The sequence below is a fragment of the Mesorhizobium sp. M0195 genome, from assembly GCF_040322115.1.
Taxonomy (GTDB): domain Bacteria; phylum Pseudomonadota; class Alphaproteobacteria; order Rhizobiales; family Rhizobiaceae; genus Mesorhizobium.
On sequence record NZ_JAMYSV010000011.1, the window covers coordinates 130,012 to 154,790 of the forward strand.

The window sequence follows — 24,779 nt, forward strand, 5'->3', positions numbered from 1 at the left end:
ATGCTTGCCTTCGAGCCCTCGCTGCCGCCGCTTGCCGAGGAATCGGCCAAGATCAAGCCGCGCGGCAATGAGAGCTACATCGCGCTCGTCTGGCGCCGCCTGAAACGGTCCTGGACCGGCATGGCCGGGCTCATCCTGGTCGCGTTTCTGGTGCTGCTGGCGGTGTTTGCCGACTTCTTCGCACCGATGGATCCCAAGGTGACCGATGTCGGCTTTGCCCCGCCGCAGATGATGAGCTTCCATGACAAGGATGGCAACTTTGTCTTCCAGCCACGCGTCTATGCTCTGGCGGATTCGGAAGACCTCGACCCGGTTACCTTCCAACCCGTCGTCGGGCCGGACTACGACCATCCGCGGCTGCTCGGCTTCTTCGTCAAGGGAGCGGAGTACAGACTGCTCGGCCTGCTTCCCGCGAACCGGCACTTCTTCGGCTCGACCGACGGCCAGCCGGTGCATTTCCTTGGCACCGACAAATTCGGCCGCGATGTGCTGGCTCGTGCGATCTATGGTTCGCGCATCTCGTTGATGATCGCATTGACCGTGGTCTTCATCGTCACCGTGATCGGTACGACAGTCGGCATGGTGTCGGGCTATTTCGGCGGCACATTCGATGTCTGGGTCCAGCGCTTTGTCGAACTGGTGCTCGCATTTCCGCAATTGCCGCTTTATCTGGCGCTGACGTCGCTTGTTCCGGTGACGGCGCCGACGAATGTCTTCCTGGCCTTCGTCATCGTCGTCATGTCGGCGCTCGGCTGGGCGCAGATGTCGCGCGAGGTGCGCGGCAAGACCCTGGCGCTGGCGCGGATCGACTACGTCCGTGCGGCGATGGCGGTCGGCGCCACAGATGGCCGCATCATCATGCAGCACATTTTTCCAAACGTGATGAGCCACGTCATCGTTGCCGTCACATTGGCGATCCCCAGCGTCGTCCTGCTCGAATCCTTCCTCGGTTTTCTCGGCTTCGCGGTAAAACCGCCGCTGATCTCCTGGGGCCTGATGCTGCAGGACACCGCGACCTATTCGGTCATCGGCACCTATCCCTGGATCCTCTCGCCGGTCGGCTTCGTGCTTATCACCGTCTTCGCGTTCAACGCGCTTGGCGATGGATTGCGCGATGCGGTCGATCCGTATTGAGCGTGACATGATGCAACACGCGCTCGTCAAATCCTTCGCACCGCCTGTCCGGCTCGACCATGACGGCCGTTCGGAAAAACCGGTCATCGATGCCCGCAACATCGCCGTCGATTTCAAGGTCGAACACGGCATGATCGAAGCCGTCAAGGACATTTCCTTCCAGCTCTATCGCGGCGAGACGATCGCCATTGTCGGCGAGTCGGGATCGGGCAAGTCGGTGACGGCGCGCACCGTCATGGGACTGTTGTCGAAACGCGCGGTCGTGTCGCCGAAATCGACCGTCGAATACAACGGGGCGAACATCCTGAAATATTCCGAGCGTGCGCGGCGCAAACTGCGCGGCGACCGCATCTCGATGATCTTTCAGGAGCCGATGAGTTCGCTCAACCCGATCTACACGATCGGCAGCCAGATCGTCGAAGCGATACGGGTGCATCGCAAGATGAGCCGCAGGCAGGCCGAAGCAAGAGCGCTCGAACTGCTGCAGCAGGTGCAGATTCCTGAACCCCAGGCGCGGCTGAAGCAATACCCGCACCAGCTTTCCGGCGGCCAGCGCCAGCGTGTGATGATCGCCATGGCGCTGGCCAACGATCCCGATGTGCTGATCGCCGATGAGCCGACGACGGCGCTCGACGTCACGGTTCAGGCGCAGATCCTCAATCTCATCCGAAACCTGCAGAAGAAACTGCGCATGGCGGTGATCCTGATCACGCACGACCTGACCGTGGTGCGGCAGTTCTCCGACTATGTCTACGTCATGCAGCATGGGGAGATGCGCGAGCACAATGTGACGGAGAGGCTGTTCGCCAATCCGCAGCATCCCTACACCTGTCACCTGCTTGCCTCCGAGCCGCGCGGCCAGGCAAATCCGTTGCCGGAAGGCGCCGACGTCATTCTTGAAGCCAAGGATGTGCGCGTCTCGTTCATGCTGCGGCATGGCACGTTCATGAGGCCGGACCTGCGCGAACTCGTCGCCGTCGACAGTCTCAGCCTGACCCTTCGGCGGCACGAGACGCTGGGTCTCGTCGGCGAATCCGGATCGGGCAAGACCACCTTCGGCGAGGCGTTGCTCAGGCTCAACACCACGGACAGCGGCGAGATCTATTTCGATGGCCAGCCGATCCATGGCTGTTCACGTTCGCAGATGCGGCCGTTGCGGTCGCGCATGCAGGTCGTCTTCCAGGATCCGTTCTCGTCGCTCAACCCACGCATGACGATCGGCCAGATCATCGAGGAAGGGCTGGTCGTCAACCGCATCGGCGCCACCAGGAACGATCGGATCGAGCGGGTGCGCGAGGCGCTGATCAGCGCCGGCATGCCCGGCGATATCCTGTCGCGCTTCCCGCACGAGTTTTCCGGCGGCCAGCGCCAGCGTATTGCGATTGCCCGCGCCGTCGCGCTCGAACCGGAATTCATCGTACTCGACGAGCCGACATCGGCGCTGGATCTCTCCGTCCAGGCGCAGATCATCGAATTGCTGCGCAAGCTGCAGCGCGAACGGGGCCTGAGCTACATCTTCATCTCGCACGACCTCAAGGTCGTTCGGGCGCTGTGCCACCGCGTCATCGTCATGCAGCACGGCAAGATCGTCGAAGAGGGGCCGGTCGACGAAGTCCTGTCCCATCCCAAAACCGCTTACACCGAACGGCTGGTCAAAGCCGCTTTCGAGGTAGCCTGATTGCTTATGCCGGAGGTTGTTGTGGCAAGAAATCCCAAGGTCGCTTTCATCGGAGCTGGCTCGACGGTGTTCATGAGGAACATCGTCGGCGACATATTGCAGCGTCCGGCCTTATCCGGCGCGACGATCGCACTGATGGACATCAATCCGCAACGGCTCGAGGAAAGCGCAATCGTGGTCGGCAAGCTGATCTCGACGCTCGGCGTGAGGGCCAAAGCCGAAACCTATTCGGACCAGCGCAAGGCGCTGGCGGGCGCCGATTTCGTCGTCGTCGCCTTCCAGATCGGCGGCTACGAGCCCTGCACCGTCACCGACTTCGAAGTTCCGAAGAAATACGGTCTGCGCCAGACCATCGCCGATACGCTCGGTGTCGGCGGCATCATGCGCGGCTTGAGAACCGTGCCGCATCTCTGGAAGATCTGCGAGGACATGCTTGCAGTCTGCCCGCAGGCGATCATGCTGCAATATGTCAACCCGATGGCGATCAACACCTGGGCGATCGCTGAGAAATACCCTGACATCAAGCAGGTGGGCCTCTGCCATTCGGTGCAAGGCACGGCGATGGAACTGGCGCATGACCTCGACATTCCCTACGAGGAGATTCGCTACCGCTCGGCCGGCATCAATCACATGGCCTTCTACCTGAAGTTCGAGCACCGCCAGCTGGATGGCTCCTATCGCAACCTCTACCCGGATCTGCTGCGCGCCTACAGCGAAGGGCGGGCGCCGAAGCCGGGATGGAATCCGCGCTGCCCGAACAGAGTGCGCTACGAGATGCTGAAGCGCCTCGGTTACTTCGTCACCGAGAGCTCCGAACATTTCGCGGAATACACGCCCTATTTCATCAAGGACGGGCGCGACGACCTGATCGAGAAATTCGGTATCCCGCTCGACGAATACCCGAAGCGCTGCATCGAGCAGATCGAACGCTGGAAGGGGCAAGCGGAAGCCTATCGCTCGGCTGACAAGATCGAAGTGGAGCAGTCGAAGGAATATGCGTCCTCGATCATGAACTCGGTCTGGACCGGCGAGCCGTCGGTGATCTACGGCAACGTCCGCAACAACGGCTGCATCACGTCATTGCCATATAATTGCGCGGCCGAGGTGCCATGCCTCGTCGACGCCTCCGGCATTCAACCCACCCTCATCGGCGACCTACCGGTGCAGCTCACCGCGCTGATCCGCACCAATATCAACGTCCAGGAGCTGACGGTCCAGGCGCTGATGACCGAGAATCGCGAGCACATCTATCACGCGGCGATGATGGACCCGCACACGGCGGCCGAGCTCGACCTCGACCAGATATGGTCGCTGGTCGATGATTTGCTGGTTGCGCATGGCAATTGGCTGCCGGCCTGGGCGCGTGGAGCGCGCAGCGTTCGGGCGGCCTGAGTATCGGATACAGCTCGCGAGCAACCGTCGGCTGATAGGAAGTCATCGACGGCGCGCGGCCCTGGTGACGCGAGGCTGGCAGTCGGCTGAGCGAGTTGCACGCGATACGCGTTCAGTTCATGCGAACTTCCGGTTCGGCCAGCAGCGGAATCTCCAGGCCACGCCGCAAGCCGGTCGCTACGACCGATACCCTGAATTTTCCGGCGAGTGCCTTGTCGAAGATGGCGCCGACGATGATGTCGGCATCGTTGTCGACCTCCTCGCGGATGCGGGTAGCGGCTTCGTCGACCTCGAACAGCGTCATGTCCATGCCGCCCGATATCGAGACAAGGACGCCCTTGGCGCCCATCATCGAAGCTTCGTCGAGCAGCGGGTTGGCGATTGCCGCTTCCGCCGCCTTCTTGGCGCGGCCTTCTCCTGCGGCTTCTCCGGTTCCCATCATGGCGCGGCCCATGTCGCGCATCACCGACTTTACATCGGCGAAGTCGAGATTGATCAGGCCTTCCTTGACGATCAGATCGGTGATGCAGCCGACACCCGCATAAAGAACCCGGTCGGCCATGGCGAAGGCGTCGGCGAACGTGGTTCTGGCGTCGGCGATCCTGAACAGGTTCTGGTTGGGGATGACGATGACGGTATCGGCGCTTTCGCGCAGGCGCTCGATGCCCTCGTCGGCAGCGTACATGCGGCGCCTGCCTTCGAAGACAAATGGCTTGGTAACGACGGCGACGGTCAGTATTCCGGCTGCCCGTGCTGCCTGCGCTATGACAGGCGCGGCACCGGTGCCGGTTCCGCCTCCCATGCCGGCGGTCACGAAGCACATATGCGTTCCAGCAAGGTGATCCATGATCTCGTCGATGGATTCCACGGCCGCGGCACGGCCGACCTCGGGCAGGGACCCGGCGCCGAGACCTTCGGTGATATGAGCGCCCAACTGGATCAGCCTCGTTGCCTTCGACATGGCAAGGGCCTGGGCATCGGTGTTGGCGACGATGAACTCCGCGCCCTGCAGGCCTTCGGCGATCATGTTGTTGACGGCGTTGCCGCCGCCGCCGCCGACCCCGACGACGGTGATCTTGGGCCTCATCTCCGAGATTACCGGCCTCGTCGCGGTGTTCATTGCCGTTCTCCCTGGATACGCCGAGTGGTCGCTGGAAGCTTGTTCCGGGCGCACTGCGAAAACTTTGAACCGGGCAGTGCGAATCAGGACAGCCCAGAATGCAGGGAATCAGAGCGCGGAGCGGGCTGCAAGTGCGCGATGTGCCTCATAGGCGACTTGCGCCTGAAAGTTCACGCAATGCGCCTTGATACAGTGCAGATCGTTGCGCGGGCGCCGCACGCTACAAGTTCGGCGCGAGGCACTGCGCGACATGGTCGGCAATCGCCAGGCAGGAGGTCAGGCCGGGGCTTTCGATGCCGAACAGGTTGACCAGGCTATCCACGCCGTGCACCGCCACGTCCTGGATGAAGAAGTCGGCATTGGCCTCACCGGGACCGGACAGTTTTGGCCGGATGCCGCTGTAAGCGGGCTGCAGGCTGTCATCGGCCAGGTCCGGCCAGTATTTGCGGATCTCGCTGTAGAAGCGCTCGCCACGAGCCGGGTCGACGCGATAGTCGAGTTGATCGATCCATTCGACGTCCGGCCCGAAGCGGGTGACGCCGTCGAGATCGACCGTCAGATGAACACCGAGCCCGCCGGGTTCGGGCACCGGATAGACCAATCGCGAGAACGGTGCCCGGCCGATCACCGAAAAATAATTGCCCTTGGCATAATGGAGCTTTGGCACGAATTGCTGATTGAGCCCTTCTAGCGAACCTGCAAGTGCTGCCGCGCCAAGCCCGGCGGCATTGACGAAACGCGGAGTGGTGATTTCGAAGCGCTCGCCGCCTGCAGCGTCCACCGTCTCGAGCACGACGCGGCCCGCTTCGATGCGGCCGGAGGCGATGCGCGTGTTGAGACTAAGTGCCGCCCCGTGCGCTTCGGCATCAGCCAGCAAGGCGAGCATCAGGGCATGGCTGTCGATGATCCCGGTGGCCGGCGACAGCAACGCTGCCGTACACCTAAGGCTGGGCTCCAGCGCATGCGCCTCGGCTTCGCGCAACGGCACCAGGTCGCCGGCGCCGCAAGCGCGTGCATTGGCCCGGATTGAGGCGAGCACCGGCTCCTGTTCGGCATTTGTGGCAACGATGAGCTTGCCGCAGCGCGCGTGCGGGATCGCCCGCTCCTCGCAATAGCGATAGAGTCTTTCCCGGCCGGCCACGCAGAACAGGGCTTTCAGCGATCCAACCGGATAGTGGAGGCCGGCATGGATGACCTCGGAGTTGCGCGAACTTGTCCCGGTGCCGATAGCGTTCTCGGCTTCCAGGACCAGCGTATCGATGCCGCGCTGCGCCATCTCTCGCGCGATCGCCAGGCCTACAACACCGGCGCCGGCGACAATGCAGTCGACATGGTCCACGGTTAGGTCAAGCCGAAGTTCTGCATGCGTCCACCCATCCGCTGGCCCTGTCGAAAGCGCTTGACACTATACCGTTCGAGAAAGATGCATCAAACGGCATAACGCACGGGGACCTGCCGAGCCGGACCGGGGGCAGGACTGTTCCGCGTGCAGCACAGGAGCCGTCATGGACGCACGACCGAATTCACCCGAAGCCCGCGACATAAGCTTTCACATGCATGGCTATACGAATGCGCGCAAGCATCAGGAGTCGGGGCCGCTCGTCATCGAGAAGGGCGACGGCATCTATGTCGAGGACCTTGCCGGCAACCGCTATATCGAGGCGATGGCGGGGCTCTGGAGCGTCGCGGTCGGTTTTTCGGAGAAGCGGCTGGTCGATGCGGCAGTACGGCAAATGTCGAAGCTGCCTTACTATCACGATTTCGGCTCCAAATCGCATTCGCCGCTGATCGATCTCGCCGAGAGACTGGTGCAGATGGCGCCGGTGCCGATGAGCAAGGCGTATTTCACCAATTCCGGTTCCGAGGCCAACGATACGGCCATGAAGATGATCTGGTACCGGTCGAATGCGCTCGGCCAGGCGGCGCGCAAGAAGATCATCAGCCGCAAGAAGGGCTATCACGGCGTCACCATCGCCTCGGCAAGCCTGACCGGACTGCCCAACAACCACACCTCCTTTGACCTGCCGATTGCCAATGTGCTGCATACCTCGACGCCGCACCATTGGCGCGAGGCGCTGCCGGGTGAAAGCGAAGAGCTGTTTTCGACGCGGCTTGCCGACGAGCTGGAAACGCTGATCCTCGCCGAAGGACCGGAAACCATCGCCGCCTTTTTCGGCGAACCGATCATGGGCGCCGGCGGCGTCATCGTTCCGCCTTCCGGCTACTGGGAGAAGATACAGGCGGTGCTGTCGAGATACGACATCCTGCTGGTCGCCGACGAGGTGATCTGCGGCTTCGGCAGAACAGGTGAGATGTTCGGCTCGCAGACCTTCGGCATCAGGCCCGACATCATGGTGCTGTCGAAGCAGATCTCTTCGTCCTATCTGCCGATCTCAGCCCTGCTGATCAACGACAAGGTGTTCGAGCCGATTGCCGACGAAAGCAATCGTATCGGCACCTTCGGCCACGGCTTCACCGGCGGCGGCCATCCTGTTGCGGCAGCGGTCGCGCTCGAGAACCTGAAGCTGATCGAGGAGCGCGACCTTGTCGGCAATGCGCGTGCGGTCGGCGCGCATATGCAGAAGCGGCTGCGCACGCTCGCTTCGCACCCGCTTGTCGGCGAGGTGCGTGGCATCGGCCTGATCGCGGCGGTCGAACTGGTCGGCGACAAGGCGAACAAGGCGCCGTGGGGGAAGACCGGTGAACTGGGCGGGCTCGTCAACGGCTTCATGCAGCAGAACGGCGTCATCTCGCGCAATATGGGCGATGCGCTGGCTTTCTGCCCGCCGCTGATCATCACCGAGCCGCAGGTCGACCAGGTGATCGACGCGTTTGAACGGTCGCTCGAGGCCGCCGCCAAGCAGGTGCGACCACAAAGCTGATCAGGCTATTCAGCGGCCGATGGCATCCGGTACGACCACCAGCTTGCCGACGAAATCCTTGGCGATGAAATCGGCCTGGGCGCGATGGAAATCGGAGAGCTTGTAGACGCCGCCGACCAGCGGCCGGATCTTCTTCTCCTCGATGTAGCGCACGATGCGGCGGAAATCCGCCCGTGTGCCCTGGCTCGAGCCATGCAGTTGGAGCTGTTTCAGATACATGGTGCGCAGATCGAGCTGCACGACCGGGCCGGCAATCGCGCCCGCCGTCGTGTAGCGGCCTTCGGGCCTGAGGATGCGCAGCAGGTCGTTGAAGATCGCGCCGCCGACGAGGTCGGCCACCACGTCGATCGGCCGGCCGCCGGTCGCCTCGTTGACGGCGGCCGGCAGATCGGCAACGCCGCGGGTGATCACCGCCTCGGCGCCGATGTCACGCACGGCCTGTTCCTTGCCCTTGCCGGCAACCGCATAGGGAATGGCGCCGCGTGCCCGCGCCAGCTGCACGATGCCTGAGCCGACGCCGCCCGAGGCGCCGGTGACCAGCACGCGCTCGCCGGCTTTCAATGCGGCGCGTTCCAGCATCTGCTCGCCGGTGAGATAGGCGCAGCAGAAAGTGGCAAGTTCGACGTCGCTCAGATCGGTGCTGACGACATGGGCGTTCTCGGCCGGCACTGTCTGGTACTCGGCATAGCCGCCGTCGCGGCCGTGGCCCATATAGTCGATGTCGGCGAGTGAATCGTCGTCGCGATTGTAGATGGAGAAATCGACCATCACCCGCTCGCCGATGCGGGCCGGCGACACGCCGTCGCCGACGGCAACGATGTTGCCGACCGTGTCGGTGCCCTGGATGCGCGGGAAGGTCAGTGTGTTGCCTTGCCGCCGCCATGTCGAGACGGCGGCTGCATCCTCCTCAGTGCCATAGGCGCCCTGGCGCACCCAGACATCGGTGTTGTTCATGCCGCAAGCGGTGACCTTGACCAGCACCTCGCCCGGAGCGGGCGAGGGCACTTGGACGTCGGTGCGGTAGACGAGCTTTTCCGGCCCGCCGTGCCCGATCAGCTGCACGGCGGCCATGGTGGTGGGGAGGGTTTTGGTCATGGCATTCATGTCGGTTCTTCAGATGCTGGCAAACACGCTCTTCACCGCGTCGGCCGTCTTGGAGACGACGATGTCGGCCTCTTGCCGTGTCAGGCAGAGCGGCGGCGCGAAACCGAGAATGTCGCCCTGCGGCATGGCGCGGCCGATGACGCCGCTTGCCGCAAGGGTGGTCGCGACCTGCGGTCCGATCTTTTGCGAGGCGTCGAAGAACACGCGGTCGTCCCGGTCGGCGACGAACTCGATTGCCGCCAGCATGCCGTCGCCGCGCACCTCGCCAACGTTTTTGTGGCCGCCGACGGCTTTCGTCAGCTCGGCGCGGAAATAGGCGCCGGTCTCGCCGGCGTTCCGCACCAGGTCCATCTCGTCGATCAGTTCCAGGTTGGCGACGCCGGCGGCCACGCAGATCGGATGCGCCGAATAGGTCCAGCCATGGCCGAGCGAGCCGAGCTTGTCGGAGCCTTGGACGAGCACCTGCCACACCTTGTCGGAGACGATGACGCCGGAGAGCGGCGCATAGGCCGAGGTCAGGCCCTTGGCGATGGTGATCAGGTCGGGCTTGATGCCGTAGTGGTCGGAGCCGAACATGGTGCCAAGCCGGCCAAAGCCGGTGACGACCTCGTCGGCGACCAGCAGCACGTCGTATTTCTTCAGCACCGCCTGGATTTTTTCCCAATAGCCGGCCGGCGGCGGCACGATGCCGCCGGTGCCGAGGATCGGCTCGCCGATGAAGGCGGCGACCGTTTCCGGCCCTTCGGCGAGGATCATCTCCTCGAGCTTGTCGGCGCAGTATTGCGAAAACTGCTCTTCACTCAGCGAGCGGTCGGCGCGGCGGAAATAGTAGGGCGCCTCGGTGTGCATGACCGGCGCACGCGGCAGGTCGAAGGCGTTATGGAACAGGTCGAGGCCGGTCAGCGATCCGGTCATGATGCCGGAGCCGTGATAACCGCGCCAGCGCGAGATGATCTTCTTCTTCTCGGACCGGCCGAGCACGTTGTTGTAGTACCAGATCAGCTTGATGTTGGTTTCATTGGCGTCTGAACCGGAGAGCCCGAAATAGACCCTCGACATGCCTTGCGGCGCTCGGTCGATGATCATCTTGGAGAGCGTGATCGACGCCTCGGTGCCGTGCCCGACATAGGCATGGTAATAAGCGAGATTCTTGGCCTGCGCGGCGATGGCGTCGGCGATCTTCTGGCGGCCATAACCGACATTGACGCAGTAGAGTCCGGCGAAGGCATCGATGCTCTTGCGCCCGTTGTTGTCCCAGATGGTGACGCCTTCGCCGCCGGCGATCACACGGGTCGGGCTCTCGCCACGCGCGTGGGTGCCCATATGGGTCGAGGGATGGAAGAAGTGATCGCGGTCCCAGGCGGCGAGTTCGTTTGACTGGTCGAGCATTTTTCTACTCCTGAGGGAAAGTGTCGGGCGCGGCTCACGCCACGTCGAGGCAGAGATATTTGAGATCGGTAAAGGCTTCGAGCCCGTGACGCGAGCCCTCGCGGCCGATGCCGGACTGCTTGACGCCGCCGAAAGGGATCGGCGCGCCGGTGATCTTGACGCGGTTGATGGCGACCATGCCATAGTCGAGCGCGCGGCCCATGCGCAATTGCCTACCGCCGTTTTCGGTGACGACATAGGCGACGAGGCCGTATTCGGTGGCATTGGCGCGGGCGATGACTTCCTCTTCGCTGTCGAAGGGCGTCACGGCAGCAACCGGACCGAAGGTTTCCTCGCGCATGATCAGGGCGTCGTCTCTCACGTCGGCAAGCAGGGTCGCCTGGTAGAACAGCGGCCCGGCGGAATGGCGCTTGCCACCGGTCAGGCAGCGCGCGCCTTTGGCGAGCGCATCGGCCACCTGCTCCTCGACCTTCTTGACGGCGCGTTCGTGCATCAAGGGTCCGATTTCGGTGTCGTCAGCCAGGCCATTGCCGGTCCGCAATGCCTCGACGCGTTTGGCGAAAGCAGCGCAGAACCGATCGTAGAGCGGACGCTGGACATAGATGCGGTTGGCGGCGAGGCAGTCCTGGCCGGAGGTCGCGAATTTGGCGTCGACCGCAATGGCGACAGCCTTGTCGAGATCGGCGTCGGCGAAGACGATCAGCGGCGCATGACCGCCGAGTTCCATCACCAGACGCTTCATCGTCGGCGCAGTCTGCGCGGCGATCAGCCTGCCGATCTCGGTCGAGCCGGTGAAGCTCATGGCGCGAACGCGCGGGTCTTCGCACATCCGCCCAACGATAGTCGAAGCCCTGCCGGTGAGGACGTTGAAAACGCCAGCCGGCAGGCCGGCGCGTTCGCCAAGCTCGGCCAGCGCCAGTGCCGACAGCGGCGTTTCCGAGGAAGGATGCGCGACGATGGTGCAACCGGCGGCAAGGGCGGCAGCCGCCTTGCGGGTCAGCATGGCCGCTGGAAAATTCCACGGCGTGACGACGCCGACGACGCCAAGCGGCTCGCGCCGCACCATCATCTCGGTATCAGGCAGATGGCTGGTGACGCTTTCGGCGTTGAGACGTTTGGCCTCCTCGGCATACCATTCGACAAAAGAGGCGGCATAGTCGATCTCGCCGAGCGATTCCTTCAGCGGCTTGCCTTGTTCGAGCGTCATCAGCAGAGCCAGGTCATTCTTGGCGGCGACGATCAGATCGAACCATTTTCGCAAGATTTTCGACCTTTCCTGCGGCAGCAATGCGCGCCAAGCAGGAAAGGCGCGCGATGCCGCATCGATCGCCAATGTCGTCTGCCGGGCATCGAGCGCGGCAACAAAAGCGACGGTAGATCCGGTGGCCGGATCGGTCACCTCGAAACTCTCCGCGGTCTCGCTCGCGGTCCAGTGGCCAGCGACATAGGCGAGTTCGCGCAGCAGCCGTCGGTCGGCGAGGCGATCAAGTGCTTCATGGCGCTGCGAGCGGGCAAAATGTGCGGACATCATCGGGCTCCCGGTTCGGGTAATGCCGCAAGACTATCTCTGCCGCGTAAACAGAGAGGCTGTTTGCGTGCCTGCACGTAGAGAGATTGTCTCTATTGCCCTGCCCAGCCAGACGATCTCTCCGGCATCAGGAAGATGCCGGCCACAGATCCGCCACTGGCAGCACACTCTCCTCCTTCACCGTCTTGGTGACGATGTAGGTGAAATAGCGGTCGATGCCGATCTCGCGTTCGAGCAGAGTGTCGACCAACCGCTGATAGGCATCGATGTCGCGCGCCATCACCTTCAGCAGGTAATCGACGCCGCCGCCGACAGACCAGCAGGCGACGATCTCGGGGATGTCGCGGATGACGCGCTCGAAACGGTCGAAATCGGCCTGGCGGTGGCTGGCCAGCGTCACCTCCATCAGCACGGTAGCGACCGGCGAGATGGCGCGCACGGCGATCCTGGCATGGTAGCCCGAGACGACGCCGGCCTTTTCCAGCTTGCGCAGCCGCATCCAGCACGGCGTCGGCGACAGGCCGACTTTCTCGGCCAGCGCCAGCTTGGTGATGCGCCCGTCGCGCTGGATGGCGTCGAGGATCTTGAGATCGATCGGATCGAGTTTCGCTGCAGCCATGATCACCCACTTCCAGTGCCTGACACCATGACGACGCATTATTTCGATTGTCAATTGCACTGATTTCGATCTCTAATAAGTCATGACATTTTGGCGACCAGATCCCGCTCTTATCCGGCGGCCGGCATATCAATCGCTCGCCGACCAGTTCGCGCGGGCCATCCATGACGGGCGTCTGGCCACTGGCGCGCGGCTGCCGACGCACCGGCAACTGGCCGACGATCTGAAACTTTCCGTGCAGACGGTCAGCCGAGCCTACGAGGAATTGATCCGCCGCGGGCTGGTTTCCGGCGAGGTCGGCCGCGGCAGCTTCGTGCAGACGCAGCGCCGCGAGCCGGAGCCGCCCTATCTGCCGGAGCGGCTGGGCGAGGTCATCGACCTCTCCATCCTGAAGCCGGTCTGCGAACCGATGCATCTGGAGCGGCTGAGGCAGGCGCTGGGCTGGCTCGCCGAAAACCTGCCGTCGAGCTCGGCGCTGTCGTTCAGGCCGAACATGGTGTTCCCGCGCCACCGCGCGGTGGGTGTCGAGTGGCTGCGGCTCTGCGGCCTCGACGCGTCGCCGCAGAACATCAGCCTGACCAACGGCGCCACGGCCGGGATGACGGTAGCGCTGATGAGCGTGGCGCCGCCCGGTTCGACCGTTGCCACCGAAGCGATCGGCCATCACACGCTGATCCCGCTGGCGCGCTATCTCGGCTTCAATCTCGAGGGTCTGCCGATCGACGACAATGGGCTGATCCCGGAAGCGCTCGACGAGGCCTGCCGGCTGTCCGACATCCGCGCCGTGTTCGTGCAGCCCTCGGTGATCAACCCGACGGCAACGCTGATGGATGCCGCCCGGCGCGAGCAGATCGCGGCGGTTGCGCGCAGGCACGACATCGCCATCATTGAGAACGACGTGCTCGGCCCGCTGGTCGAGGACCGGCCGCCGCCGCTCGCGGCGTTTGCCCCCGAGCGCACGCTCTATGTCACCTCCTTCACCAAGATCGTGGTACCCGGCCTGCGCATCGGCTATCTCGCGGCACCCGATCGTTATGTCGCCGCGGTTGCCAACCGCCACCTGGTCTCGAACTGGATGGCGACTCCGATGGTGGCCGAGATCGCCAGCAAATGGGTGACCGACGGCACCGCGATGGAACTCGTTCGATGGCAGCGCCTGGCTTTGCGGCGGCGTCTGGACATCGCCGCCGAGGTGCTTGCCGGAGTGGATTATCGCGCTCATCGCGACGGGCTTCACGTCTGGCTGCGGCTGCCCGAGGATCGCGGCGAGGAAAGCTTTGTGTCCCAGGCGCGCCTGCAGGGCGTGGCGATTGCGCCCGGCACGTCGTTTCGCATTTCGCAAATGCCTTGGCATCCAGCTGTCCGGATTTCGCTGGGCTCGACCACGGAGGGGGAACTGCGTGCCGGTCTCGGCGTTGTCACAAAGCTTCTGCTCGGGGATCCCGAGCATCTCCTGCTTGCCATCTAGGCAACAAATGGCGGGGAATTGTGCGGAATTCGAAATATTGTCATGATATTATTTTCTTGATTGACATGATTTGCTGCGATCCGCATCGTTAAAGGCATAGCTTCTCCAGCACGGGAAATTCATTGTCGGCGCCCATCATCAAGATCGACGGCATTTCGAAAAGCTTCGGCACCTTCAAGGTGCTGGACGGCCTCTCGATGCAAGTCATGCCCGGCGAGAAGCTGGCGCTGATCGGCCCATCGGGTTCGGGCAAGACGACGATCCTGCGTATCCTGATGACGCTTGAGCGCATCGACAGCGGCCACATCCAGGTCGATGGCGAACAGCTGTACCACATCGAGCGTAACGGCCGGCTGCTGACGGCCGATGAACGGCATTTGGCAAAGATGCGCCAGAAGATCGGCATGGTCTTCCAACTGTTCAATCTGTTTCCGCACAAATGCGTCATCGACAATGTGACGCTGGCACCGATGCTGACCAAAGGCGTGCCGCGGGCCGCCGCCGAAAAGCGGGCGATGGAACTGCTCGACATGGTCGGCATGGTCGACAAGGCCAAAGCGATGCCGGCGCAGCTTTCCGGCGGACAGAAGCAGCGCGTCGCGATTGCCCGGGCGCTGGCGCTGTCGCCGAAGATCATGCTGTTCGACGAGGTCACCTCGGCGCTCGACCCGGAGCTCGTCGACGAGGTCCTCAACGTCATGCGCAAGCTCGCCGCCGAGACCGACATGACCATGCTGCTGGTCACCCACGAGATGGGTTTCGCCCATGACTTCGCCGACCGGGTGCTGTTCTTCGATCGCGGCAGAATAGTCGAGGAAGGCAAGCCCGACGAGATTTTCCGCCATCCCAAACAGGAGCGTACGCAAGGTTTCCTGAAGAAGATCATTGCGGCCGGACATCGGGTCTGACTGCCATGCGAGGCGGCGACGCCTCAAGCAAGCCAAGAAGACAGACAAACAAGGAGTTGGGAACAATGAAGAAATTTGCCATTTTGGCCGGCGTCGCCGGTATTGCGCTGGCGGCGGTGCTGGCCGCCTCGACGGCCGGCTCGGCCGACGACAGCAAGCTCGAAGAGCTCAAGGCGCAAGGCTTTGCCCGCGTCGCCATCGCCAACGAGCCGCCCTATACGGCGGTCGCTGCCGACGGCAAGGTTTCGGGTGCGGCGCCTGACGTTGCCCGTGAAATCTTCAAACGTCTTGGCGTCAACGATATCGTCGCCTCGATCTCGGAATATGGCGCCATGATCCCCGGCTTGCAGGCCGGCCGTTTCGACGTCGTCACCGCCGGCCTGTTCATGAAGCCGGAACGTTGCGCTGCGGTCGCCTATTCGGAACCGGTGCTGTGCGACGCCGAGGCGATGCTGGTGAAGAAGGGCAACCCGAAAGGCTTCAAGAGCTACGAGGACGTCGCCAAGGACACCAGCGCGACGATCGGCGCACCGGGTGGCGGCACCGAGGAAAAGCTGGCGCTAACCGCAGGTGTGCCGCGCGAGCGCGTCATCGTCGTGCCGGACGGCCAGAGCGGCCTGAAGATGCTGCAGGACGGCCGCATCGATGCTTATTCACTGCCCGTGCTGTCGATCAACGACCTGGTCAAGAAAGCCAATGATCCGAACCTCGAAGTCATCGCGCCGGTGGTCGGTGCGCCGGTCTATTGCGACGGCGCAGCCTTCAAGAAGGGCGACGAAGCGCTGCGCGACGCCTATGATGTCGAGCTGGCGAAACTGAAGAAGTCCGGCGAGTTCGCCAAGATCATCGAGCCTTACGGCTTCTCGGCGGCGGCGGCAATGTCGACGAGCCGCGACAAGCTCTGCTCGGCGAAATAGGCGGGTCTTCCTTCTCCCCGTTCACGGAGAGAAGGAGGCCCGAAGGGCCGGATGAGGGGCAGCACAAAGTTCTGCCAAGCTGGCTCTGCCCCTCATCTGCCTGCCGGCATCTTTTTCCCGTGAACGGGGAGAAGGAGGCTGAAGCCAACGTCTCGCTGGACATTCAACGCGGAAACTCTCGACCCAATGACCCAATGGTCCGGCTATTTCGGCCTGATATTGCAAGGAGCACTCGTCACCATCGAGTTGACGCTGATGGGGTCGGTGCTGGCCTTGGTCATGGCCTTTCTTGCCGGGCTGGGGCGGCTGTCGCGGTTTTTCGTGCTGCGCGCGCTGGCCACCGCCTATATCGAGTTCTTCCGCGGCACCTCGATCTTCGTGCAGCTGTTCTGGGCCTATTTCGTGCTGCCTTTCGCCGGCATTTCGCTGACGCCGCTGCAGGCCGGCGTGCTGGCGCTGGGCCTCAATGTCGGCGCTTATGCGGCGGAAGTCGTGCGCGGCGCCATCAAGTCGATCGGCCGCGAACAATATGAGGCCTGCACCGCGCTCAATCTCGGCCGCTGGCAAGCCATGCGCCATATCATCCTGCCGCAGGCATTGCTGGTGATGCTGCCGACCTTCGGCAACAACGCCATCGAGCTGCTCAAGGCCACCGCCGTCGTTTCGCTGATCTCGCTTGCAGACCTGACCTTCCAGGCGCAGGTGGTGCGCTCGCAGACCGGCAATACACTGGTGCCGTTCAGCACCATCCTCGTCATCTATTTCGTCCTGGCGCTGCTCATCTCCTGGGGCGTGCGGTCGCTGGAACGCCGCATGGCTCGTGGCCTCGACGGGGTGCGCGTATGATTGATCGGGCCTGCTAATGGAATGGGATTGGGATTTTGTCCGGCAGATCCTGCCGACGCTGATCGAGGGGGTGAAGATCACCATCCTAGCGACGCTGCTCGGCTCGGTGCTGGCGGCCGTCGTCGGGTTGGGCATTGCGTTGGCGCGCCGTTCGCCGAACCGGGCTCTGTCGCGCACCGTCGGTTTCATTGCCGAGTTCATCCGTGGCACGCCGCTGTTGGTGCAGCTCTATTTCATCTTCTACGTGCTGCCGGATTTCGGCGTCCTGTTGCCGCCGTTGGTGGCGGGCGTCATCGGTCTCGGACTGCATTACGGCACTTACACCGCCGAGGTCTACCGCGCCGGCATCGACAATGTGCCGCGCGGCCAATGGGAAGCGGCCAAGGCCTGCAATCTGAATGCCACGCAGACCTGGACGCACATCATCATTCCGCAGGCGATCCCGCCGATGATCCCGGCGCTTGCCAATTATTTCATCGCCATGTTCAAAGAGACGCCGCTGCTGTCGGCGATCACCGTGCTGGAACTGATGAACCAGGCCAAGAGCGTCGCCAACACCTATTATCGGTATATCGAACCGATCACCTTGGTCGGCGCCTTCTTCCTCGCCATCAGCCTGTTCTCGGTGGTGCTGCTGCGCTGGTTGGAACACCGTTATGGGCGGATCGAACGATGAGCGCTGCACCCGATATCCACCTGCGCTCGGTCCGGCCGCCGCTCGATGCGCGTCCGCTGGAAAAGCGGGTCGGCCTGATCATCCTTGCCACCGACCATACCAGCGAACCGGATTTTCGCCGCATGGTGGCAAGCGACCGCATCGGCGTCTATGTCGCGCGCATCCCCTACGCCAATCCGACGACGCCGGACAATTTGCGCAAGATGCAGCCGTCACTGACGGCGGGGGCGGCCCTCATCCTGCCCGACGAGCCGCTCGATGCGATCTGCTATTCCTGCACCTCGGCCTCCGTCGTGATCGGCGATGCCGAAATCGAGGCGGCGGTGCAGGCCGCCAAGCCCGGCGTGCCGGTGGTCACGCCGCCGATGGCCGGGGTGCGCGGCCTGAAGGCGCTGGGCGCCAGGACGGTCAGCATCCTCACTCCCTATACGGTCGAGACCAGCCGACCGATGGTGGCCTATTTCACCGAGCATGGTTTCGAAATCGCCAGCTTCACTTGCCTCGGCTTCGAGGATGATCGCGAGATGGCGCGGATTGCGCCGAAATCCTTGGTCGATCTGGCCCGTGATGCGATGGCCTCGCAGGCCGACGCGCTGTTCGTGTCCTGCACGGCGCTGCGGTCGGCGGCGGCAGTTGTCGGCATGGAAGAGGCTATCGGCCGCCCCGTCGTCACCAGCAACCAGGCGACGGCCTGGAATTGCCTGCGGCTTTGCGACGACGACGAGCCGCGCCCTGAATTCGGCCGTCTGATGACGCTGCCGTTGAACTGATTGATGAGCCATGACCGCTTCCCAGATAAGCCTCCCCGATATCCGCGCCGCGCGCGAGCGTATCGCAGACAAGATCGAGCGTACGCCGACCGTTCCTTCCCGGAGTCTTTCCCAGCACTTGGACGCTCCTGTTTATCTCAAGCTCGAACATCGGCAGACCACCGGCGCCTTCAAGCTGCGCGGTGCCTCGAACGCTATCGCTTCGCTGACAGAAGAGGAGAAGGCGCGCGGCGTCGTCGCCGCCTCGACCGGCAACCACGGCCGGGCGCTTGCCTATGCCGCACAACTGCAAGGCATCCACGCGACGATCTGCATGTCGCGGCTGGTGCCGCAGAACAAGCTGGACGAGATCCGTCGGCTCGGCGCCGAGATCCGCATCGTCGGCAAAAGCCAGGACGATGCGCAGCGGGAGGTCGAACGGCTGGTCGCGGAAGACGGGCTGATCATGCTGCCGCCCTTCGACCATCCTGCCATTGTCGCCGGGCAAGGCACGCTCGGGCTGGAGATCATCGAACAGGTTCCTGATGCCGCCCTTGTGCTGGTGCCGCTGTCTGGCGGTGGGCTGGCGGCTGGCGTTGCCGCTGCCGTCAAGGGCGTCAGCCCGGCGACGAAGGTGATGGGCGTTTCAATGGCGCGCGGTGCGGCGATGAAGGCGAGCCTCGACGCCGGGCATCCGGTGCTGGTCGAGGAACTGCCGACGCTGGCGGACTCGCTCGGCGGCGGCATCGGCCTCGACAACCGGCTGACCTTCTCGATGTGCCGCGACCTGCTCGACGATGTGATCCTGCTCAGCGAGGACGAGATCGCCACCGGCATCCGCCATGTCTATGAACAGGAGCGCGAGATCGTCGAAGGCGCCGGCGCGGTCGGCATCGCAGCCGTGCTTGCCGGCAAGGTCAGGGCGAGCGGCCCGACGGTGCTCGTGCTGTCCGGCCGCAACATCGACATGGCACTGCACCGCAAGATCATCTGCGGCGAAGCAATTGCGGAGAGCGCAGCATGAGCCGGATGACGATCCTCACCGAAGCTGAATTGCGCAAGATCGTGAAGCTCGATCTTGATGCCGTCGCCTGCGTCGAGAACGCGTTTCGGGCGCTCGCTACCTTGCCGGTGGCGATGCCGCCAATCCTGCGGCTGGACATTCCAGAGCATCACGGCGAGGTTGACGTCAAGACCGCCTATGTGCCGGGCATCGACGGTTTTGCGATCAAGATCAGCCCAGGTTTCTTCGACAATCCGAAGCTCGGCCTGCCCAGCGTCAACGGCATGATGGTGCTGCTGTCGTCCAAAACCGGATTGGTCGAGGCGCTGCTGCTCGACAATGGCTATCTCACCGACATCCGCACCGCCGCCACCGGTGCGGTCGCCGCCAAACATCTGTCGCGGGCGGACTCCTCCATCGCCGCGATCTTCGGCGCCGGTGTTCAGGCCGGACTGCAGCTCGAGGCGCTGATGCTGGTGCGGCCAATTACGGAAGCCCGCATCTGGGCAAGGGATGCCGCCAAGGCCGAAGCTGCGGCAGACGCATTGTCCGAAAGACTGGGCATCGCCGTTCACGCCGAGCCCGACGCGGCAAAGGCTGCGGCCGATGCCGACATCATCGTCACCACGACGCTGTCGACCGAGCCGCTGATCAAGCCCGGCTTCGTCTCCGCCGGCCAGCATATCACTGCCATGGGCTCGGATGCCGAGCACAAGAACGAGATCGCGCCGGCGATCCTGCGCATGGCCGATCTCTACGTTGCTGACAGCGCCAAGCAGACGCGGCGCCTGGGCGAACTGCACCATGCTATCGCGGCGGGCGTGATGGCGGCCGATGCCGAAATCACCGAGCTTGGCCACATCATCGCCGGCGAAAGGCATGGCCGGCGCTCGGACAGCGACATCACCATTGCCGATCTGACGGGCACAGGCGTGCAGGACACGGCAATCGCCACGCTCGCCCGCGACCGTGCGCGTGCGGCCAAGACCGGTACGATTTTCGAAAGCTGATGCTGGCCGCAAGGCCCAACAAACGAGGACCAAGAACAATGCAGCCAAATTTGAAATTCTCGCGCGGCGAATATGCGGAGCGCCTCGCCAAGACGCGGAAGGCGATGGAGGCCAAGGGCGTCGATCTGCTCGTCGTCAGCGATCCGTCCAACATGGCCTGGCTGACCGGCTATGACGGCTGGTCGTTCTATGTGCACCAGGCCGTCATCGTGCCGCCCTCGGGCGAGCCGGTGTGGTACGGGCGCGGCCAGGACGCCAACGGCGCCAAGCGCACCGCCTATCTCGCGCACGACAACATCGTCGGCTATGCCGACAACTACGTGCAGTCGACCGAGCGCCATCCGATGGATTTTCTGTCCGGCGTGCTCTCCGATCGCGGCTGGGGGAAGCTCAGCATCGGTGTCGAGATGGATAATTACTGGTTCTCCGCCGCTGCCTTCGCATCGCTGCAGAAGCACTTGCCCAATGCCCGCTTCGTCGATGCTACGGCGCTGGTCAATTGGCAGCGCGCGGTGAAGAGCCCGACCGAAATCGACTACATGCGCAAAGCCGCCCGCATCGTCGAAGCGATGCACCAGCGCATCGTCGACAAGATCGAAGTCGGCATGCGCAAATGTGATCTGGTCGCCGAGATCTACGATGCCGGCACGCGCGGCGTCGACGGCGTCGGCGGCGACTATCCGGCGATCGTGCCGCTGCTGCCGTCGGGCGCCGACGCATCGGCGCCGCATCTGACCTGGGACGACCGGCCGATGAAATCGGGCGAGGGTACCTTCTTCGAGATCGCCGGCTGCTACAACCGCTATCACTGCCCGCTGTCGCGCACCGTTTTCCTCGGCAAACCGACGCAGGAATTCCTCGATGCCGAAAAGGCGACGCTGGAAGGCATGGAGGCGGGACTTGCCGCCGCAAAGCCCGGCAACACATGCGAGGACATCGCCAACGCCTTCTTCGCGGTGCTGAAGAGATACGGCATCGTCAAGGACAACCGCACCGGCTACCCGATCGGGCTTTCCTATCCGCCTGACTGGGGCGAACGCACGATGAGCCTGCGCCCAGGCGACCGCACCGAGTTGAAGCCCGGCATGACCTTCCATTTCATGACCGGCCTGTGGCTTGAGACGATGGGCTTGGAAATCACCGAGTCCATCCTGATCACCGAGACAGGCGTCGAGTGCCTGGCCAATGTGCCGCGCAAGCTGGTGGTGAAGAGTTGAGCCCGATGTCAAGCCTTCGCCCGTCGCCGATCACGCCGACCGTCAATTTCGAGCGCGACGGCGTGCAGCACGGTTTCCTGCGCCTGCCTTACAGCCGCGACGATTCAGCCTGGGGATCGGTGATGATCCCGATCTGCGTCATCCGCAACGGCAACGGGCCGAGCGCACTGCTCACCGGCGGCAACCATGGCGACGAGTATGAGGGGCCGCTGGCGCTCTTCGATCTCGCCCGTACGCTCGACCCGAAGCAAGTCAGCGGCACGATCATCATCGTGCCGGCGATGAACTATCCGGCGTTCCGCGCCGGCACACGCACCTCGCCGATCGACAAGGGCAATCTAAACCGCAGCTTTCCCGGCCGGCCCGACGGCACGGTGACCGAGAAGATCGCCGATTATTTCCAGCGCGAGCTTCTGCCCCGTACAGACATCGCGCTCGACTTCCACTCCGGCGGCAAGACGCTCGACTTCGTGCCGTTCTGCGCCGCCCACATCCGGCCCGACAAGGTGCTGGAAGCGAAGGGTTTCGCTGCGGTTGAAGCCTTCTCCGCACCCTGGTCGATGAAAATGCTGGAGATCGACGCGGTCGGCATGTTCGACACTGCCGCCGAAGAGATGGGCAAGCTGTTCATCACCACCGAGCTTGGCGGCGGCGGGACTTCGCGCGCGGAAACGGTGCGGATCGCACGTCGCGGCGTGCTCAACGTGCTGCGTCATGCCGGCATCGTCGCCGGCGCGGTCGAGATGCAGCCAACCCGCTGGCTCGACATGCCGTCCGGCGATTGCTTCTCGTTCGCCGAGGACGACGGGATGATCGAAACCATGATCGATCTCGGCGAGCCGGTGGCAGAGAACCAGGTGCTGGCACGTATCCATTCCATAGGCCGCACCGGCGGCGCGTCGCAGGAGATCCGGGCCAAAATGTCCGGTCTGTTGGCGGCGCGGCATTTTCCGGGGCTGGTCAAGGCCGGCGACTGCGCTGCCGTGGTCGCCGTGCTGGTCGATTGATGGTTAGGAAGCCGATGTCGGGAACGGCTCGGTCCTGCCTTTGGGGCGATCGCCGATGGCAAAGACGGCGCTCGCCTCGCTGACGATCGAGACATGATCCTTGGCGGCTATTCCGGCGGCCGTACTGTCGCCGCGCATGATTGCGGTGACGATGGCGTCATGCTCCTGCCATGACTGGGCCAGCCGGCCGGGCAGCATGAACTGCGCGCGCCGGAACGGCGCCAGGCGGCCGCGGGTCATGACGGTCAGTTCATAAATGTGCTTGCTGTGGGCGCCGCGATAGAGCCGGGTGTGGAATTCGGTGTTGAAAAGCTCATACTCTTCTTCGGCACCGAGCTGCACCAAGCGCGCCGAGGCCTGGTGTTCGGCCTCCAGCGTGCGGCGCTCGCCGGCCGTCATGCGCTCGGCCGAGAAGCGCGCGCAGATCGCTTCAAGCTCGGCCATGCTCTCGAACATCGAGGCGAGGTGCTCCTGCGTCACCACGGCGACCGTGGCGCCGCGGTTCGGCCGCCTTTCGACCAGTCCCATGGCACTGAGCCGGCTTAGCGCTTCCCTGATCGGCGTGCGTGAGACGTCGAAGCGGGCGGCGAGCGAGGCTTCGTCGAGTTTTTCGCCGGGACGCAGGAAACCGGTGACGATCCGGTCGCTGATCGCCCTCACCATCTGATCGACGGTCGTGCCCGACCTGATCAAATTGCGCTTTCCCGACACGTCTCCTCCGTCCAGTCTTTTCGCCAGAGCCGCAAGCCACTCACCGGCTTCGATTCCTCCGCAGCTCTGTATGCCTATGTTTTAGCCTTCATGTCAAATTGACGACTTTGGAGGCAAAAAGTGTATGCAATTGCTCCGGCTTTGTGCAGTCCACATCGGCACGCTCATTGATATTGCTGAATAAATCCAATTTCTGAAACTGGCATGCTGATTGCATACACTTCTTTCATTGAGGTGTTAACCGGCCCCAAAGGCCCCATAGAGGGAGCATTCAATGTCCGAGAAATTCATGCTTAGCCGCCGCGACCTGCTCAAGACCTCCGCCGCCGGAGCGGCGCTCGGCCTTGCGTCCGCATCGTTTCCGATCAGCAGGGCCTTCGCGGCGACGGCCACCGTCGGCTTCATCTATGTCGGGCCAAAGGACGATTACGGCTACAACCAGGCGCATGCCGAAGGCGCTGCCACGCTGAAGGGGATTGAAGGCATTTCCGTGGTCGAAGAGGAGAACGTGCCTGAGACCGTCGACGTCCAGAAGACGATGGAATCGATGATCAATCTCGACGGTGCGTCGCTGATCTTCCCGACCTCGTTCGGCTATTTCGATCCGCACATGCTCGCCATGTGCGCGAAATTTCCCGACGTGCAGTTCCGCCATTGCGGCGGCATGTGGAACAAGGACAAGCATCCGATGAATGCCGGTTCCTATTTCGGCTATATCGGCATGGGCCAGTATCTTAACGGCGTCGTCGCCGGCCACACCAGCAAGTCCAAGAAGCTCGGCTTCGTCGCGGCAAAGCCGATCCCGCAGGTGCTGCTCAACATCAATTCCTTCCTGCTCGGCGCGCGCTCGGTCGACCCGACCATCACCTGCCAGGTGATCTTCACCGGCGAGTGGTCGCTGGCGGTCAAGGAGGCGGAGGCCGCCAATGCGCTGGTCGACCAGGGTGCCGACGTCATCACCTGTCATGTCGACAGCCCCAAGGTGGTGGTCGAGACGGCGGCCGGGCGTGGCGCCTTCGTCTGCGGCTATCATGCCAACCAGAGCCCGCTGGCGCCGGAAAAATACCTGACCGGCGCGGAATGGAACTGGGCCAAGGTCTACAAGATGTTCGTCGACGATCTGGTGGCCGGCACGCCGCTGCCCAATTTCACGCGCGGCGGCCTGGCCGACGGCTTCGTCAAGATGAGCCCGCTCGGCCCCGCCGTCGGTGACGCCGCCCGCAAGCAGTTCGACGGCACGCTGGCCGAAATGATGAAAGGCGGATTTTCCGTCATCAAGGGTCCGCTGAAGAGCAACAAGGGCGTCGTCGTCGCGACCGAGGGCCAAGCCTTCGTCGAGACCGCGCTCGAACTCGAAAGCATGGACTACCTGGTCGAGGGCGTCGTCGGTTCGACCGCCTGAACCGGATCGGAGACGGGGC

General features: G+C 63.4%; 22 protein-coding genes. 15 read left to right on the plus strand and 7 right to left on the minus strand.

Annotated features, from left to right (window positions below; genetic code table 11):
* The 3 genes from NKJ12_RS21030 to NKJ12_RS21040 are packed head-to-tail and all read left to right on the plus strand — an operon-like array spanning nt 1 to nt 4,204.
* Nucleotides 1-1,134 (plus strand): ABC transporter permease, encoded by a 1,134-nt coding sequence (locus tag NKJ12_RS21030; RefSeq protein ID WP_352704799.1) that lies wholly within the window; start codon nt 1-3, stop codon nt 1,132-1,134.
* 10 nt (nt 1,135-1,144) lie between these two features.
* On the plus strand, nt 1,145-2,812 hold the full coding sequence (locus NKJ12_RS21035; RefSeq protein WP_352704855.1) for an ABC transporter ATP-binding protein: 1,668 nt from the start codon (nt 1,145-1,147) through the stop codon (nt 2,810-2,812).
* 21 nt (nt 2,813-2,833) lie between these two features.
* Nucleotides 2,834-4,204, plus strand: coding sequence for an alpha-glucosidase/alpha-galactosidase (locus NKJ12_RS21040; RefSeq protein ID WP_352507188.1), 1,371 nt, complete (start codon nt 2,834-2,836; stop codon nt 4,202-4,204).
* Between the two features lie 112 nt (nt 4,205-4,316).
* Here the strand turns inward: NKJ12_RS21040 and ftsZ are convergent, their stop codons facing one another.
* The gene (gene ftsZ / locus NKJ12_RS21045; protein ID WP_023677189.1) at nt 4,317-5,324 is read right to left on the minus strand and encodes a cell division protein FtsZ; all 1,008 of its coding nucleotides are present in this window, start codon (nt 5,322-5,324) and stop codon (nt 4,317-4,319) included.
* Nucleotides 5,325-5,544: 220 nt separating this feature from the next.
* Nucleotides 5,545-6,663, minus strand: a complete 1,119-nt coding sequence (locus tag NKJ12_RS21050; RefSeq protein ID WP_352704801.1) for an NAD(P)/FAD-dependent oxidoreductase — start codon at nt 6,661-6,663, stop codon at nt 5,545-5,547.
* Nucleotides 6,664-6,829: 166 nt separating this feature from the next.
* On the opposite strand from NKJ12_RS21050, the gene NKJ12_RS21055 reads away from it, so the two are divergent.
* Nucleotides 6,830-8,206, plus strand: a complete 1,377-nt coding sequence (locus NKJ12_RS21055) for an aspartate aminotransferase family protein (protein ID WP_352507186.1) — start codon at nt 6,830-6,832, stop codon at nt 8,204-8,206.
* A gap of 9 nt (nt 8,207-8,215) precedes the next feature.
* On the opposite strand, the gene NKJ12_RS21060 is transcribed toward NKJ12_RS21055, so the two are convergent.
* The 4 genes from NKJ12_RS21060 to NKJ12_RS21075 all read right to left on the minus strand — a co-directional run bounded on the left by NKJ12_RS21060 (nt 8,216) and on the right by NKJ12_RS21075 (nt 12,846).
* Nucleotides 8,216-9,310, minus strand: a complete 1,095-nt coding sequence (locus tag NKJ12_RS21060) for an alcohol dehydrogenase family protein (protein ID WP_352689620.1) — start codon at nt 9,308-9,310, stop codon at nt 8,216-8,218.
* Between the two features lie 9 nt (nt 9,311-9,319).
* On the minus strand, nt 9,320-10,699 hold the full coding sequence (locus tag NKJ12_RS21065; RefSeq protein WP_352689619.1) for an aspartate aminotransferase family protein: 1,380 nt from the start codon (nt 10,697-10,699) through the stop codon (nt 9,320-9,322).
* Nucleotides 10,700-10,733: 34 nt separating this feature from the next.
* Complete coding sequence (locus NKJ12_RS21070; protein WP_352704803.1) at nt 10,734-12,227, minus strand: NAD-dependent succinate-semialdehyde dehydrogenase; 1,494 nt, start codon at nt 12,225-12,227, stop codon at nt 10,734-10,736.
* A gap of 127 nt (nt 12,228-12,354) precedes the next feature.
* Nucleotides 12,355-12,846, minus strand: coding sequence for an Lrp/AsnC family transcriptional regulator (locus NKJ12_RS21075; protein ID WP_352704805.1), 492 nt, complete (start codon nt 12,844-12,846; stop codon nt 12,355-12,357).
* Between the two features lie 82 nt (nt 12,847-12,928).
* Here NKJ12_RS21075 and ehuR point away from each other — a divergent pair, with 82 nt between their 5' ends.
* The 10 genes from ehuR (at nt 12,929) to doeB (ending at nt 22,647) form a co-directional block, all read left to right on the plus strand.
* The gene (gene ehuR, locus NKJ12_RS21080; RefSeq protein ID WP_352704807.1) at nt 12,929-14,314 is read left to right on the plus strand and encodes a MocR-like ectoine utilization transcription factor EhuR; all 1,386 of its coding nucleotides are present in this window, start codon (nt 12,929-12,931) and stop codon (nt 14,312-14,314) included.
* A 122-nt stretch (nt 14,315-14,436) separates the two neighbouring features.
* Nucleotides 14,437-15,222 carry an ectoine/hydroxyectoine ABC transporter ATP-binding protein EhuA gene (ehuA, locus tag NKJ12_RS21085; RefSeq protein ID WP_352704809.1) on the plus strand — a complete coding sequence of 262 codons (786 nt, stop codon included), beginning with the start codon at nt 14,437-14,439 and terminating at the stop codon, nt 15,220-15,222.
* Between the two features lie 65 nt (nt 15,223-15,287).
* The gene (ehuB, locus tag NKJ12_RS21090) at nt 15,288-16,139 is read left to right on the plus strand and encodes an ectoine/hydroxyectoine ABC transporter substrate-binding protein EhuB (protein ID WP_254819482.1); all 852 of its coding nucleotides are present in this window, start codon (nt 15,288-15,290) and stop codon (nt 16,137-16,139) included.
* 186 nt (nt 16,140-16,325) lie between these two features.
* Nucleotides 16,326-16,985 carry an ectoine/hydroxyectoine ABC transporter permease subunit EhuC gene (gene ehuC / locus NKJ12_RS21095; protein ID WP_254819481.1) on the plus strand — a complete coding sequence of 220 codons (660 nt, stop codon included), beginning with the start codon at nt 16,326-16,328 and terminating at the stop codon, nt 16,983-16,985.
* Nucleotides 16,986-17,001: 16 nt separating this feature from the next.
* A complete protein-coding gene (ehuD, locus tag NKJ12_RS21100; RefSeq protein ID WP_352704811.1) occupies nt 17,002-17,661 on the plus strand; it encodes an ectoine/hydroxyectoine ABC transporter permease subunit EhuD in 660 nt (219 codons plus the stop codon).
* A complete protein-coding gene (gene eutA / locus NKJ12_RS21105) occupies nt 17,658-18,431 on the plus strand; it encodes an ectoine utilization protein EutA (RefSeq protein WP_352704813.1) in 774 nt (257 codons plus the stop codon). The genes ehuD and eutA overlap by 4 nt, the downstream gene beginning before the upstream one ends.
* A 10-nt stretch (nt 18,432-18,441) precedes the next feature.
* Nucleotides 18,442-19,434 carry a hydroxyectoine utilization dehydratase EutB gene (eutB, locus tag NKJ12_RS21110; RefSeq protein WP_352704815.1) on the plus strand — a complete coding sequence of 331 codons (993 nt, stop codon included), beginning with the start codon at nt 18,442-18,444 and terminating at the stop codon, nt 19,432-19,434.
* A complete protein-coding gene (locus NKJ12_RS21115) occupies nt 19,431-20,423 on the plus strand; it encodes a cyclodeaminase (RefSeq protein WP_352704817.1) in 993 nt (330 codons plus the stop codon). The genes eutB and NKJ12_RS21115 overlap by 4 nt, the downstream gene beginning before the upstream one ends.
* Nucleotides 20,424-20,461: 38 nt before the next feature.
* Entirely contained in the window at nt 20,462-21,640 is a 1,179-nt protein-coding gene (doeA, locus tag NKJ12_RS21120) for an ectoine hydrolase DoeA (RefSeq protein ID WP_352704819.1), read from the plus strand.
* Nucleotides 21,641-21,645: 5 nt separating this feature from the next.
* Nucleotides 21,646-22,647, plus strand: a complete 1,002-nt coding sequence (doeB, locus tag NKJ12_RS21125; RefSeq protein ID WP_352704821.1) for a N(2)-acetyl-L-2,4-diaminobutanoate deacetylase DoeB — start codon at nt 21,646-21,648, stop codon at nt 22,645-22,647.
* A 3-nt stretch (nt 22,648-22,650) separates the two neighbouring features.
* Here doeB and NKJ12_RS21130 read toward each other — a convergent pair whose 3' ends face one another.
* A complete protein-coding gene (locus tag NKJ12_RS21130; RefSeq protein ID WP_352704857.1) occupies nt 22,651-23,310 on the minus strand; it encodes a GntR family transcriptional regulator in 660 nt (219 codons plus the stop codon).
* A gap of 322 nt (nt 23,311-23,632) precedes the next feature.
* On the opposite strand from NKJ12_RS21130, the gene NKJ12_RS21135 reads away from it, so the two are divergent.
* Entirely contained in the window at nt 23,633-24,760 is a 1,128-nt protein-coding gene (locus NKJ12_RS21135; RefSeq protein WP_352704823.1) for a BMP family ABC transporter substrate-binding protein, read from the plus strand.
* Nucleotides 24,761-24,779: the final 19 nt, after the last annotated feature.